This is a genomic window from Alkalihalobacterium alkalinitrilicum (assembly GCF_002019605.1).
In the GTDB taxonomy this organism is placed as follows: Bacteria; Bacillota; Bacilli; order Bacillales; family Bacillaceae_F; genus Alkalihalobacterium; species Alkalihalobacterium alkalinitrilicum.
This window is the reverse complement of sequence record NZ_KV917368.1, coordinates 5,143,727-5,157,583: the sequence shown is the minus strand read 5'-3', so window position 1 is coordinate 5,157,583 and position 13,857 is coordinate 5,143,727. Positions and strand designations below refer to the sequence as shown.

Below are 13,857 nucleotides of genomic sequence, written 5' to 3'. Positions count from 1 at the left end.
AAAAGACCATGCAAATCGATACCATACGTACACGAATTATTAAAGTTGCCAGTAAATTAGTAAAGTCAGGACGTTCCCTTTACTTTAAACTAGCCTCAAGTTTCGTGTATCAGGAATTCTTTTGGAAAGTACTTCAGCGAGTTCAAAAATTGAAATTCAATTAAAAATGATCAAATAACCAATTTTTAGAAACTACACACCAGACCAAGGGAGTAGTCTGCCTAAAAACAGATATTTTCAAGCAAAACTTTTAAAATCACAACTGAAGTAGCCAAGTTACTATGATTTCACTTTATAATGAAGTAATTTATTGGTTTTTTGAGTTCAATCGTGATTTAACTTCGAAGTATGAATAATTCAGGAGTAAGATAAATAGCACATTGATTAAGGTAAAGCCTCTTCCATATCCACTATTCTTTGGAAGATTTTTATGAATCAATTAATATTATGGGTGTCAACTAGTTGTTGTATTTTATAATATACCTTCATTTAACTCTAAATCTAATCACTATTTTGGTCCAATACCTTAAGCAATGATGCTATACATATAGTTTTGGAGTAGATACCTTATGTTCTTTATTCATTTTTTTAGCTTCGATAGGTGTCTTCCTATAATACTTTTTACTTTTTTTAACCACTGGTTCTTTTTCAATATAATTTTCTTTTTTCAGTTTTTTATCTCCTGCTTTTTTCTTTTTGGATGTCTCTATATTACTTTCTTTTATGGCGTCTACCTTTTCAATTTCATCATTTTTATTAGCCTCGCCATCTTCATTATTATTTATAAGGCTTATAAGTGCGGGTATATTTTTAACTAATGGACCATATTGCTCAACCAGTGGAGCAGCTGACTCTGCCATTTTTATAAAACCTTGCACTTTATCAAGTGCCCCCATAAATTTAGAACCATTTGCTTGAGTGCTTGGAGATACCAATTCATGGATTCCAGTTTGAGCAGTAGGTCCTATTGAACTATTAAATGATTGCATAGTGTGCCCTGCCAAATCCGAACTCCTAGACTGATTGAGGTGACTTCTCTTTCCTGATAAAAGTTTTTGTAGAAAGCCACCTGCTTTTAGTGGGGGCTGACCACCTTGTTGTAAACCATTCATACCAAACTGTTGACTATCGTTCCCCCTTCCAAACCCATATGGTCCTAATCCATTCCTGCCTCTTGGCCCAAATCCCCATGGGTCATCCATTCCTCTTGGTCCAAACCCTCCTGGTCCATCGATGCCCCTTGGTCCAGAATTAATACGTCCTTGTCTAAGGGGGCCAGGTCCGAAAGCCTGTTGTCGCATGGATTGGTCGAAAGAACCACCTTGATTTGGCCTTTTTAAAAGTGCTTGTAATAGGTGAATCATATCTTACCTCCGTAATTCTATTTAATATCCGCTAGTTTAGTAATCAAGTTTCTAAATATTTTTATGTTTCTTATCGTTTTAATTAACCTCTACATAGTATTCAATAATATCTGGGAAAGTATAGGCACTTATGTTTTTTAATACTACGAAATGCCTATCTGTTAATGAATACTCCCACCACGTAACTACTTCCCTAGACCATTTATTTCTTCTTATTCATTAGCTTAATTACAATCTTTCACTAAACAAAACAACAAAACCCCTTGCGTAGCAAGGGGTTGAACGTTCATATTTATGGTGACCCATGACGGGAATCGAATCGCCGAACTCAACTTGTCAATCTATAGTGTTATATTTCAGCAAGTATCAACTACTCCCAAGAAAACCTTATATTTTAACGTTTTTTTCTATCTCGGTACTAATTAGGTAAATATGTAAGATTTATACCTTCCTTACCATCATGGGCTACATTAGAAGAAGGAGCCCGACTATTTTGTGCTGCTTTCTTAGATACTTCCTGTATTGGTTCTAATATCTATTACTTGACTATCGTTTTCGACTGGTGGTTCTACACCTGTAGCATTTGTAGTAATATACCATCTTACCACGATACCTTTTGTTACACTTTCTCCAAGTTGCGGCATCTACAGAACTAAAAACACAAGTGATGAAACATCACTTGTGTAATACATAACATAGCATTTAAATTTTACTTGAGCGATTTTCCTCAGTTTCGTATTTAGCAATAAACTGGACCGAGAAAATAGAAGCCGCAAGAACGATTACCCCAGTAATCAAAATTTGTGATGGAGACATTGAAAAAACAGATGTGATAAACAATAGTAAAAAGATAATAGGCAACGTCACTACCATTGCAATAATTAGTTTTGAAAAATCATTTATTAGGTGTACCTCGCCGCAACTACTACAAGTGATTGGTCGATACCCTTTTCGAATCGAAGCTACAACCTCTTTGCGTAAAAACTCATGACCACATTTGGTACAACTTTGTTTGGACATGTAATAGGCCTCCTATCTAATTTAGAACAAAAAAATCTTCAACTCTATCATACCATTAATCAACAAAGTTTGCTTAATATAAAACTTTAACTACAACGTTATGGTTGCGTTATACCATAAGGGGATGAAGACGAAGTTGAATGCAGATACTATAAGAACAATTCCGAGACTCAGCGGATTTATTATATTGAATAAAGGACTTAAAACCTTAATTAAAATAGCTATAGTTGCTATCGGATGAACTCCAATCATCGCCATAATAAAATAAACAGTAGCAATAAAAATGATTTACTGGGTAATCTATAACTGGATTTAAAAGATGTAGAAGCATATTCAGCAAAGAAGTTTGGTGAAAACCTTCAGAAAAAAAGGCAAGAGATAGAACAATACTTTAAAGTTTTGCATGTTGAAAATCCATAATATAATAGAAGTAGTAAAATTTATTAATTAAACCACCCATAAAAAAATCAAAGCTATTAAACTAACCCTACATAAATAGTTCCTTTAACTACCGCCTTGTAAAATATAGTAATGTTATAATATCTCTAATAGATAATATAGTATAAATGAAAAAGAGAATGGTAGAGAAAATTATATACTAGAGTAGAGGGTGATTATTATTCTTGGTTTTCTCAAGAATTTTAGGTCTAGAGATATAAACGGAATCGATATTGCATTTATTTTTGCTCCGCTCACTGCATTAGGCTACGGATTATCGTATACATATTATTATGCATTTTATAGTTATTATCGGGTTCCTACAATTTTTATTGACATCGGTATAATGGAAATAACAAAATCAGTCTTAATTTTAATTGGAATATTAATTGCTGGGCTACTACTAGCTCCTTTTTTATTCTCAATTGCCCTTCTTGGTACAAAAATTACAATGGCTAGATTCCTTATTGTTCGAACAATAATTAGTAATACTACAGATAAATTAGACAAGATTAATAAGAAAAAAGATGCCGAAAAAGTTGAAAAGATGATGTTGATAATCTCTTTAATTTTGACGATAATAACATTTATTGTTATTACTTTTATAATGATGGACCTCTATGTTATTGGTTTAGGATTTACCTTTCTTATGATAATTTCTGTTTATATACTAAGTAAGTTTAAAATGATAAAAACAATCATTGCTTTATCTATAAGCTTGTTATTTTTTAATTGTTATTTTTTTGGATTAGTCAATGCTGCAACCAAAAGTGAATATTTAATAATAGAGAATACAGAAAACCATTATCTCGCACTAGGTGAAACTTCAATAAATGAAACCCTTGTGGTAATAAACTCTTCTAAAGATAAATATATTGTTGCTCCTGTAGATTTAGAAACTAATATTATTACACCTAGCTACAGATTGTATCAAGTCAATAAAGACAATCAAAATATACTAACTCTTGATTTAAAATATACTGGTACACTTACTACCAAATTATATAATGATAGTGAAGAACTTTTCATTCCTTGGTTACTAGCTCCATTCTTAGAAAGTACATCATCTTTAGATAACTAATATTATTCATATAACTGTTTTGCAAAACATAAAAGAAAAAATTATATTATATGGCTAACTTTGCTAGCTAATTCAGTCATTTTAAATTTTAACTTTCCCATCAGTTAATATATTTTCAAATAAAAATAAAGAAAATATATTATACATTATTTATTAAGAAAAATTGGTTAACTCATACCTTATTTACTCTTTAATACTAAGAACCGCTTCAATGGGAAGAGGTTTTTACAAATTGTTACATCCCTTATTTATTTTTATAAGTATAGACTAACCAACCCTTAATTTAAACCTTTGATCCTACTCGCACCTAATATTTTACTAAAATCTCTCCCCCTCCAACCAATTAGTACTACTTAATTTATATTTAAATGTGGTCAAATCGAATTTGAAGAGGAAATTGTGGTCAAGTAGTGGATCCACAAAACAACAAAACCCCTTGCTACGCAAGGGGTTGAACAATTATATGTATGGTGACCCGTGACGGGATCGAACCGCCGACCTCCACCCTGTCAATCTAGAGTCGCCCATTTGAATACATATCAACGTTTTTTGTACTTTTGTAAATTTTCTATTCTGAACTAAAAATAGCTGTTTTTAATTAAAATGTGGTCAAAATGTGGTCATGATTTCATTTTAATTACCTCGATTAAATATACTCCATAGTAAAAAGTAAGATCACTAAATGTAACAACATTGAAATCATCCTTCCTCACTATGTTATTAATCGAAACACGTCTGCCCTCCTCCCTGCCTATCACACAGACTATCAAACAACCGTCTGGGAAAATGGTCAACGCTTTTACGTAAAAAAGACACCACTTCAACTCATGAAAGAAGCTTGTTTAGAAGGCGGTGCCGATTTTGATGGCAGGAGAGCAGCGGTGACTCATAAAACGGGAATTACAACAAAAGCTCCGATTCCTGTGTTCCCACAGGAACAAGTCTACGCCTTCCCCACTCACTCTCCGAAACTCCACGAATGCCATTGGCTCTTCTATCATCACATTCAAGCAATCCAACGTCATCCCGAAATTCCAACTCATACATACATCCGTTTCAAGGACGAGAAAGAACTGCTGCTGCAAGTATCCTATCATACGCTAGAACGACAGCTGCAACGCACATCCTACTGCATCACCCGCTTCACACCTTACCTGGTCCACAACTAGAGTGCCCCAGAACACCCAGTCCCGACCTATCTCACCCTTAACCCCTGTCACCTATCAATCTAACTATTCACTATTAATCATTAAAACTAAACTACCCTAGGAGGCAACCTCGTGAAATCCAGCCACATCGACACCTTTACTATTATCCAACCACCAAGTAAAAAAAGGAAACTTATTAGAGCACAGTACGAACAAAATTTTCTTAACAATACAACAAACAGCCGTCCTGATTCAAATGTCACAAAAAAATTTCAAATTGATTCACCATTTTCCCCTCCAACTCTATATATACATAATGACGGAACGATACGAAGAGGGGGATCTTCACAATGAAATCAGGTCGAATTGAACAGTACATACGATACAGTCAGTTTTCCAATCTACAGGAATTCAACGTTTCCAATAAAAAAGCACTAGACATCCACGGACATCATTTTACAAAAGGAGAGCGAATTGCCTTTGATATCCTGACTCGCTTTAGTGTCAAAGTGCTCGGTGTCTGTAACGCCCGCATCTGCAAATTGGTACAAGCCTGCCAAATTACACAAGGTGGAATTTCACGTTCCACCTTTGAACGCATGCTTAGAAAAGCAAAATCTTTAGGGATCATCTCGATACTCCATACGGTACGAGAAACAGGTGGCTATGCTCACAGCGTGTATATCTTTAACCGCTTTGACACGCCCAACAACGAACAATTGACGGAAGGCAAAAACAGCCAAAACCCTCACCCACCAACGACAAACCTATGCAAAAATCGACAGGAAACTCATTTAGTTGAAACAAAAACATTAAAAGATAAAGATCTTCGTCAACACAAGGTAAAAAAGATCGATCAAAAGAACATGAACGAACTAGACCATACGTTTGTACCAGATTCCATTCCTCCACTGTTCGTCCAAACGGTCAAACCTTTTTTTAACCGTGTGACAGAAATTTGCGGACTATGGAACCGAGCCCAAATGGCCTATCGATCCGCAAAATTCGCTCAAGACGCTTTGATCCATACGTTGCTACCAACCATTGTCCATGCCTTTAAACAAACCGTTTTTCGGTATAAACAAAACCGGATCCAATCTGAGTTTATCCCGTATTTTTACGGGACGGTGGCGAATTTGCTGACGGTGGAGAAACGGAAGATGGTTGCTGAAAAAGCTCAGTGGGGGCAGTGGTTGTTGAATTAGAGGGCTGTTGTTACAGTTGTAGAATAAGAGCAGAGAACAGGCTTAAACCTAAGGAGAACCATAATTTACGGATGACGTCTTTAAGACTAGTAGTTATACGCTGTCAACTCTGATAGTAACGGACTGTGAGGTATCTAGTAATAAAGCTAGCATATTAACGCTATTAATGGGATATAACGTCCTCTCAGTCCCATTGTACCTACATGATGGTGGTTTCATGAACATAAGATCTATGAAGTGATGGTCCATGATGATCAAGTACCTCTGCACAATATTGATATTAACCCGCAGCATGTTCTCATAGAATTTTTATCGACATTATTCGGGTAGTCACAGTGACATACTACTTAGGGAAATCTTGTACTGTCGTTTGAACACCACCGTCTAAAACTTCAATTGCATTTTCTGCCGGCTCAAAGCCATTTAGCATTTGTGTATAGACACAACCTGCTTTACACTCTTCGTCTAGTAATAACGCTTGTAAGTATTGCAGGTTCGTCGTGACCCCGTAAAATCGTGTTTCTTCTAATGCTTGGTGAAGCTTGTTTATCGCATCTTCACGGTTATCACCGTGAACGATAATTTTCGCCAGCATCGGATCATAAAGCGAAGTCACTGTTACACCGTCGCGTAGCCATGTTTCAACACGGGCTTTTTTCGATAAAAGAACTTGGTCCAATTGACCAGCACTCGGCCGGAAGTTTTGTAGGCAATCTTCTGCATAAATACGCGCTTGAATGCTGTGGCCTACTGGCTTTTGAACAAGTGATGGTAAATCTTTCAGTTCATTTGCCGCTTCTTTGACCATCTATTCCACTAGGTCCACGCCTAATATTTCTTCTGTGACGCCATGCTCAACTTGAAGTCTCGTATTCACTTCAAGGAAGTAAAATTCCTCTGTTTCTGGGTCATATAAAAATTCGACCGTGCCCGCACTTCGGTAGCCAACCTCTTCAGCTAAGCTCTTTGACGCTGCAAACATTTTTTCACGAACAGCGTCTGATAGATTGGGAGCTGGAATTTCCTCAATCACCTTTTGGTTTCGGCGCTGGATCGAGCAATCGCGCTCTCCCAATGTAACGACTTCCCCTAAAGCTGTTCCAAAGATTTGTACTTCCACATGGCGCGCTCTTGCAATATATTTTTCTAAAAAGAGGCCGCCATTATTAAAGTTTGTTTTGGCAAGGTGGCGAACCCCTTCATATGCATGTCTTAATGCATCCTCGTCTTCACAAACACGCATACCTATTCCGCCACCGCCTGCTGTACTTTTTAAAATAACGGGGTAGCCAATTTTTTGGGCTTCTAGTAACGCTTCATCTAATTCTGTCAATAAATTCGTTCCTGGTAACAAGGGAACACCAGCTTTAGTGGCAATTTCACGGGCCGAGTGCTTCAACCCGAACATCTCCATTTGCTCGCCAGTTGGTCCGATAAAGGCAATGCCCTTTTCTTGACAGGAACGAGCGAAATCAGCATTCTCACTTAAAAATCCGTAACCTGGGTGAATCGCTTCAGCTCCCGTTTTAACGGCTGTTTCCAAAATAAGCTCAGCATTTAAATAACTGTCTTTTGCTGGACCCACACCGATTAACACTGCTTCATCAGCAAAATCGACATGTAGGCTGTCTTGGTCTGCTTCCGTATAAACAGCAACTGATTGGATCCCTAATTTTTTTCAATGTTCACTCTATTCGAACAGCAATTGCACCGCGGTTTGCAATTAAAACTTTCTTAAACATATGAAAACCTCCACTCTTTTTGTTTATTGGGGAGAAGGTTCAAAAAGCACTCCCTCCCTTTTTGAACCTTCTCGGGAAAAGTAATTACTTTTCCCAGATTAATACTCGGATGGGTGTTGGATTGTAAGCATTACAAGGGTTGTTTAATTGGGGACAATTACTAATCAACGCTGTCGTGTGGCATTCTGCTTTCATTTCGACGTAACGATTTGGACCTGATACTCCGTCAGCGAATGTGAGGCCGCCCTCTGGTGTAACTGGGACATTCATAAAGAAGTTAATGTTCGGTGCCAAATCACGCTTCGTATAATTGCCATCGAATCTTGCCATTTGCAGCATGAATGTATCACGGCAATTGTGCATTGGTAGCGTGTCATGTGCATAACGAACAGTATTACTTTGGGCTGAACACGCCCCGCCTAATGTATCATGGCGACCACAAGTGTCAGCGACAATTGTCATTAATGGTTTACCAGATTCTGCTCTAAGGACCGACCCTGTTGATAGATAAATATTTTGTTGCCCAGCAATCGTCGCAACAGCACTATAGTGGTCATCTGGATTAACTCTTCTATGTTCAAGAAATAAGGAAATCTTTCCGCTGCTATATCATCATTCTTATCTTTCTTTTCATTATCTTTCTTACATGATTAAGTATAATTATAAGGATATTGACAATAAAAAGATAAGATTGAAAAAGGTTTTGTATAGAACACATCAACACTTCCTCCAGATATAGATAGAGGAAATTAGAAGTAGTGAACGCCTGTGTTGGCACTGTGACCATCTTGAACGAAAGCACGACCTGTCTCCCCCACTGCGGTAATTACTTTACTCTAGTGGGGCACAGACCCAAAATCCTTGGAATTCAACCTTAAATATAGTTCGGCAATATTCGAGTTGTCACAGTGACATATACTCACCGCCTTCCTTTTCAAACAATTAATCACGTTCCTATTTGTTCTAGGTTCTTGTATTAAACTGCTTAATACTTTAATGACATGCCTTTACAATCTTAAATAAATATTAACCCTAGTACAACCAAAAAAGCTCATAAATACGGTTCAGTATCAGTCAAACACGAAAGACGATCACTTTATAAGCAACTCCCTTTCTCGGATATTCTATGACAAGCATCGTTGGCCTGCGTAGTAAAAGATCGTATAGAGATGATAGATTTTTTTCAATTAAAAAGCTTTAGTTTAAAGTGTATTTATTGAAAAATCCCGTATGTAAGAATAGAAAAATGAGCTACCATAGCAGCTCAGATATACAATTCAAATATAATTTTATTTCTTCAAAACTGCCTAACACCCTCCAGGAAACTTGGGGGAGAATTTATTCTGAGTGGTTCCCATCTTCAAATTATCAAGTAGCGGAAGGCCCTGAAATCTTGTCGATTAAAAGTAGAGATTTGGCTTCACCATCAGTAAAATGCGAACGTCTGGGATGAGCTTCACTTTCACATCTAACCTTGAAGGCTCGTTGTCTATTACAGAAAACAAACAGACATGGGGAAAAGGAGATCTAACTGAAAGCTTTCTTGTACGATAGCCGCAAGGCCATCAATGGATTTTCGTAAGTCTGTACTTCCTTTTGCAAGGTACACTTTATCAATGGAGCGTTGATTGATCATCCATTTCTCAACACACGGAGTACACGGTAAAGGTGTTCTTCGCTTACATCTTCGGGAACAAAAATTGAAACATCCTCTCCTCTCATTTCAATAGCTGCCCTGGTTGTAAAGGCAGGAACATCTAAAGATGTCCAACCACTGTTTTCCAGGGTGTTTGAGTAAGACTTTGTTTCTGTCTTTAACTTCTTACGCCAATAATGGAATTGATACTCCGTAATGTCTTCTTGTTTGGCTACCCATTCGGGTATAGTCTCGCCGCTAGTTTCGAAGTCTTCCATTCGTCTTTTCCATAGGTCATATTTTTCTTTACGATTGATTACGACACCCTTTCGCATGCCCTCAAACCTATTGGAATGTGTGCATTATTTGACGCTTACTTTTATCGTTAAACGGAGGCTACTGTCGGCATCCGTTCTTCACCTTAATTTCTTTACTATAAACGTGAGCACACATACAATCAAAAATGTTCCTTAATCCGTGCTTGTAACGGCTGTTACATACTCTCTATCACAATCCTCAACTGCCCTATCTAGCCTAAACCCCTTCATCAGCAACCTTAATATTCTTAATTATGAAATGCGCATATAAATTTACTTCCATGTAAAGCTGTTGTGATTTCTTTTAAGATGCAGGAGTACCGTCCCGCCGCCTCAAGACCCTCAGCAGCATTAAGTAACAGTGCAGATATAGAGGTTGAGAAAAAACTAGTTAAAAAATTTGCAGGTGGCTTCACGCGCCACAAGCCCGTTGTGAGAAACACACTCACAACGGGCTTTAAAAAGATGGTGGGAGGTTACGCTCATTGCTTAAAGGATGGGACAAAAGGTTAAAAAACAACCTTTTGTCCCATCCTCTTCAGTAAAACATTGATATGAATATCAATCTACTAAATAGTCAATTGTTTTGTGATTGTTTCCACCGAGAAATCGTCAGTAATTTCTCCACTATCAATAATCGAACCGTTGTCCATAACTGAAAAGTAATCAGAAATACCAATTGAAAAATTGATATTTTGCTCTACAAGCAGTATCGTCGTGTTGTAAGTTTCATTTACCCATTTCAATGCATGGCCGATTTTATCAATCATTGATGGTTGAACGCCTTCAGACACCTCATCCAATAATATTAATTTTGGTTGTGATAATAATGCTCTAGCTACTAAAAGCATCTTTTGTTCACCACCGCTTAACGTACCTGCTTTTTGATTCATACGTTCTGCCAATCGCGGGAAAAAATCAAAAATCTCTGGCCTTTCTTTAAATTGCTCTTTTTTTATTACGAGACTAAGATTTTGTTCAACAGTTAATTGGGGAAAAATTGCTGCATCTTGTGGTGCATAAGCAATTCCTTTTTGAGCAATTTGAAAAGGCTTCAATCCACTTAATTGCTCATTGTCTAGAGAAACAGTTCCTGAAAATACAGGTAAGATTCCCATTATTGATTTCATCAATGTCGTTTTGCCTACCCCATTTCTACCTAGCAAACATGTAACGGCCCCTGCAGGAACCGTTAGTTGTAGATCCCTTATGATTTGTGTTTTTTTATATCCACTAGATAGATTAGATATATTTAAAGAATTCATTCAGCTTTCACCCCAAGATATATGTCTTTCACCAATTTGCTGTTTGTAATTTCTTCAACAGTTCCATCTGCAGCAATTTTTCCATTATATAATACAGTAATCCGGTCAGCAATTTCTTTTACAAAATCAATATCATGCTCTATAATTAGGATTCCTATACCTAACTCTGCCACCATTTTCTTCAGTAATTTCCCAACTTCATTTCTTTCCTCTTTTGTCAAACCGGCAGTCGGTTCATCGAGCAAAAGAATATTAGGCTCAAGTGCCATAACCATACAAATTTCTAACCATTGCTGTTCACCATGAGACAGATTAGATGCTATTTCTGTTATCTTCTTATCTAATCCGCTAAATTTCAACATTGCTTCAACAGATGAAGGAATCTCTAAATGTAAATTTGACTTCCATATCGTCGGGAAGCTACCTTTTTTTATAGCAAGTTGTAAATTTTCTCCCACTGACATAGTATCATAAACATTAGTGGACTGGAATTTCCTACCAATCTTTAATTTTGCAATACTTTGTGCCTTTTTCCCTGTCAGTTCATGTCCCTGATAAGTGATTGAACCTTTTGAGGAACGAACCTTCCCTGTTATAGAATTAATTAATGTTGATTTTCCTGCTCCATTAGGGCCTATTATACACTGAAGCTCGCCAGGACGAATTTCTAAATCAACTCCCTTTAATATAGAAAGACTACCGTAGCTAACTTCCAAGTTAGCAATCTTTATTGGACCTAATTCTCTAGCATTCGAATCAGCTGGTTTATTAGTCTCTATTACATATAGAGATTTATCTCCTTTTTTCCTAATTAAATAAGCATATAATCCATTAGGCGCAAATACAACGACAATAATAAAGATAAGCCCGATAAAAATTTGCCATAGATTTGGATAACTATAGTTAAACAGAGGGGTTAAGATATTTATAATTAGCGCTCCAATAATTGCCCCCACTAAATAACCCCTTCCTCCAATTGCTACCCAAACTAGAACAGATGTAGATAGTGCAAAACCTATTAATTGAGGGGAAATAAATCCACTTACGGGAGCATATAAAACCCCAGCAAATCCAGCAATACCTCCAGAAATTGCATAAACTACAGATTTCACAAAAACACTATTGTATCCTAGAAAATTGGACCTTTCTTCATTGTCCCTAATTGCGACGATAAGTTTGCCAAAGTCACTCGTTGTAATCTTGTATAAAAACAAGCATACAATTATTAAACAGGCTAATATGACAAAATATTGGGTAAGACCGGAAAATGGAAAAGTACTAAAACCTGATAATCCGTTCGCTCCACCAGTAATCGATGGAATTCTTAACACAATCTGCGAAGCCAAAACAGTCATAGCTAACGTGATAACACCTACAAATAAATCACTAGATTCTTTATAAAACACAATTAGTCCCACTAGCCCAGCCAACATCGAAGCTAAGATTATTCCACAAACAACACCGATAAATACAGAAAGTGCGGACCCCGTATTTTCCAACGTTAAATAACTATAGGAATAGGCACCAACACCAAAAAAAGTAGCATGTCCTAAACTTAATATCCCAGCGTATCCCCAAGCTAAATCTAAACTAAGGGCTAAAATTGCATATATTAGCGCCAACGTAAGAATTCCAACCATATATCTTGGTAGAATAAAGGGTGAAATTCCAAGCAAAACAATAATGAGCGTTAAATGTTTATTTGATATTTTTTTTAATATAGATTGATTATTCATTAGATTTCCTCCTGAAAATGCGGATATAGAACCTTTAGTTTGTTATTGCTTTCTTTTCATAAAGAAAATAGCAATAGCAATCATTAATATGCTAGCCCATACCGCATCAGTCCAATAGGACATTAGACTTGAGCTTCCTCCTAGTAAACTCGAACTTCCAGCTAATCCTATTAATGAACTACCACCCACTAGTACTGCCATAAAAGCTCTTATAATATAATCAATCCCCATATTTGCATGTACAACTACTAGCGGTGCCAACAATGCCCCTGCTAAACCGGCTAGTGCACTGCCTACAACGAAAGTTCCTTGATATACACGATTAATATCAATTCCTAGTGTTGAAGCTAACTGAGGATTTTCAATTACTGCACGAATTGTCACACCCAAATTCGTTCTACGTTGGATAAAAAACAATAGCAAAAATAAAACAATAGCAATAAAAATAATAAAAAGTCGATATGATGGATAATTTGTACCCAGTATTAATACAGTATGAGTCATAACAGGCGGAACAGGCTTATAACCCTTTCCGAAAATAAATTCTACAATTTGACTCAAAACGATACTTAACCCAAAAGTAGCTAATATTGATTGCATTATTTTCCCATATAACTTACGTACCAATAATTTTTCTGTTATTAAGCCAAAAATACCAACAACTATTGGCGCTAATAACAATCCAAACCATGGGGATAATTGAAAGCTAGTAATAAAAAACATCGTATATGCCCCGAGCATGATAAACTCTCCGTGAGCAAGATTAACGACTCCCATTAAACCAAAAACAATAGCTAGTCCTAAAGCAATGATAAATAACAAGGCAATGTCATTGATGAAATTTAATAGCACGAGAATAGACATTTGTCACTTCCCCTTTTTAATATGGGTTATAGTTAATAAAA

At 36.6% G+C, this 13,857-nt stretch carries 13 protein-coding genes and 3 pseudogenes; 5 read left to right on the top strand and 11 right to left on the bottom strand.

The window, feature by feature from the left end; genetic code table 11:
• Positions 1-8: 8 nt before the first annotated feature.
• Positions 9-164 carry a transposase gene (locus BK574_RS24975; RefSeq protein ID WP_420796991.1) on the top strand — a complete coding sequence of 52 codons (156 nt, stop codon included), beginning with the start codon at positions 9-11 and terminating at the stop codon, positions 162-164.
• A gap of 143 nt (positions 165-307) precedes the next feature.
• On the opposite strand, the gene BK574_RS29335 is transcribed toward BK574_RS24975, so the two are convergent.
• The 4 genes from BK574_RS29335 to BK574_RS24960 all read right to left on the bottom strand — a co-directional run bounded on the left by BK574_RS29335 (position 308) and on the right by BK574_RS24960 (position 2,384).
• Positions 308-439: a YjcZ family sporulation protein gene (locus BK574_RS29335; protein ID WP_078430537.1), complete on the bottom strand. Its 132-nt coding sequence runs from the start codon at positions 437-439 to the stop codon at positions 308-310.
• Between the two features lie 100 nt (positions 440-539).
• On the bottom strand, positions 540-1,202 hold the full coding sequence (vrrA, locus tag BK574_RS24965) for a VrrA/YqfQ family protein (RefSeq protein WP_158211764.1): 663 nt from the start codon (positions 1,200-1,202) through the stop codon (positions 540-542).
• 668 nt (positions 1,203-1,870) lie between these two features.
• Positions 1,871-2,008, bottom strand: a complete 138-nt coding sequence (locus BK574_RS27795; RefSeq protein WP_158211763.1) for a hypothetical protein — start codon at positions 2,006-2,008, stop codon at positions 1,871-1,873.
• A gap of 58 nt (positions 2,009-2,066) precedes the next feature.
• Complete coding sequence (locus BK574_RS24960; RefSeq protein WP_078430535.1) at positions 2,067-2,384, bottom strand: TIGR04104 family putative zinc finger protein; 318 nt, start codon at positions 2,382-2,384, stop codon at positions 2,067-2,069.
• A gap of 610 nt (positions 2,385-2,994) precedes the next feature.
• Between BK574_RS24960 and BK574_RS24955 the strand changes: the two genes are divergently transcribed.
• The 3 genes from BK574_RS24955 (at position 2,995) to BK574_RS24940 (ending at position 6,256) form a co-directional block, all read left to right on the top strand.
• On the top strand, positions 2,995-3,903 hold the full coding sequence (locus BK574_RS24955; RefSeq protein ID WP_078430534.1) for a hypothetical protein: 909 nt from the start codon (positions 2,995-2,997) through the stop codon (positions 3,901-3,903).
• 650 nt (positions 3,904-4,553) lie between these two features.
• Positions 4,554-5,072, top strand: a complete 519-nt coding sequence (locus tag BK574_RS24950) for a competence protein ComK (protein WP_338020629.1) — start codon at positions 4,554-4,556, stop codon at positions 5,070-5,072.
• A 329-nt stretch (positions 5,073-5,401) separates the two neighbouring features.
• On the top strand, positions 5,402-6,256 hold the full coding sequence (locus BK574_RS24940) for a hypothetical protein (RefSeq protein ID WP_078430531.1): 855 nt from the start codon (positions 5,402-5,404) through the stop codon (positions 6,254-6,256).
• Between the two features lie 349 nt (positions 6,257-6,605).
• Here BK574_RS24940 and BK574_RS24935 read toward each other — a convergent pair.
• Positions 6,606-7,938, bottom strand: a pseudogene (locus BK574_RS24935) (acetyl-CoA carboxylase biotin carboxylase subunit); the annotation flags it as partial.
• A gap of 144 nt (positions 7,939-8,082) precedes the next feature.
• Positions 8,083-8,562: pseudogene (locus tag BK574_RS24930) on the bottom strand (DUF1989 domain-containing protein); the annotation flags it as partial.
• Positions 8,563-9,304: 742 nt separating this feature from the next.
• On the opposite strand from BK574_RS24930, the pseudogene BK574_RS27180 reads away from it, so the two are divergent.
• Positions 9,305-9,451 (top strand): annotated as a pseudogene (locus BK574_RS27180) (GyrI-like domain-containing protein); the annotation flags it as partial.
• 39 nt (positions 9,452-9,490) lie between these two features.
• Here BK574_RS27180 and tnpB read toward each other — a convergent pair.
• From tnpB to BK574_RS24895, 5 genes are all read right to left on the bottom strand, one after another.
• Positions 9,491-9,634 (bottom strand): IS66 family insertion sequence element accessory protein TnpB, encoded by a 144-nt coding sequence (gene tnpB / locus BK574_RS24920; RefSeq protein WP_078430528.1) that lies wholly within the window; start codon positions 9,632-9,634, stop codon positions 9,491-9,493.
• Positions 9,631-9,969, bottom strand: coding sequence for an IS66 family insertion sequence element accessory protein TnpA (gene tnpA, locus BK574_RS24915; protein ID WP_238458087.1), 339 nt, complete (start codon positions 9,967-9,969; stop codon positions 9,631-9,633). The genes tnpB and tnpA overlap by 4 nt, the downstream gene beginning before the upstream one ends.
• 551 nt (positions 9,970-10,520) lie before the next feature.
• Positions 10,521-11,216, bottom strand: coding sequence for an ABC transporter ATP-binding protein (locus tag BK574_RS24905; protein ID WP_078430526.1), 696 nt, complete (start codon positions 11,214-11,216; stop codon positions 10,521-10,523).
• The gene (locus BK574_RS24900; RefSeq protein ID WP_078430525.1) at positions 11,213-12,952 is read right to left on the bottom strand and encodes an ABC transporter permease subunit; all 1,740 of its coding nucleotides are present in this window, start codon (positions 12,950-12,952) and stop codon (positions 11,213-11,215) included. Before BK574_RS24900 ends, BK574_RS24905 begins: the two co-directional genes overlap by 4 nt.
• A 42-nt stretch (positions 12,953-12,994) precedes the next feature.
• Positions 12,995-13,816 (bottom strand): branched-chain amino acid ABC transporter permease, encoded by an 822-nt coding sequence (locus BK574_RS24895; protein WP_078430524.1) that lies wholly within the window; start codon positions 13,814-13,816, stop codon positions 12,995-12,997.
• Between the last annotated feature and the right edge of the window lie 41 nt (positions 13,817-13,857).

Excerpts from the sequence above, each read along its gene's own strand:
- vrrA (WP_158211764.1), bottom strand. The coding sequence starts at position 1,202 with ATGGATGACCCATGGGGATTTGGGCCAAGAGGCAGGAATGGATTAGGA.
- BK574_RS24960 (WP_078430535.1), bottom strand. The coding sequence starts at position 2,384 with ATGTCCAAACAAAGTTGTACCAAATGTGGTCATGAGTTTTTACGCAAA.
- tnpB (WP_078430528.1), bottom strand. The coding sequence starts at position 9,634 with ATGATCAATCAACGCTCCATTGATAAAGTGTACCTTGCAAAAGGAAGT.
- BK574_RS27795 (WP_158211763.1), bottom strand. The coding sequence starts at position 2,008 with ATGCCGCAACTTGGAGAAAGTGTAACAAAAGGTATCGTGGTAAGATGG.
- tnpA (WP_238458087.1), bottom strand. The coding sequence starts at position 9,969 with ATGCGAAAGGGTGTCGTAATCAATCGTAAAGAAAAATATGACCTATGG.
- BK574_RS24895 (WP_078430524.1), bottom strand. The coding sequence starts at position 13,816 with ATGTCTATTCTCGTGCTATTAAATTTCATCAATGACATTGCCTTGTTA.
- BK574_RS24900 (WP_078430525.1), bottom strand. The coding sequence starts at position 12,952 with ATGAATAATCAATCTATATTAAAAAAAATATCAAATAAACATTTAACG.
- BK574_RS24905 (WP_078430526.1), bottom strand. The coding sequence starts at position 11,216 with ATGAATTCTTTAAATATATCTAATCTATCTAGTGGATATAAAAAAACA.
- BK574_RS24940 (WP_078430531.1), top strand. The coding sequence starts at position 5,402 with ATGAAATCAGGTCGAATTGAACAGTACATACGATACAGTCAGTTTTCC.
- BK574_RS24975 (WP_420796991.1), top strand. The coding sequence starts at position 9 with ATGCAAATCGATACCATACGTACACGAATTATTAAAGTTGCCAGTAAA.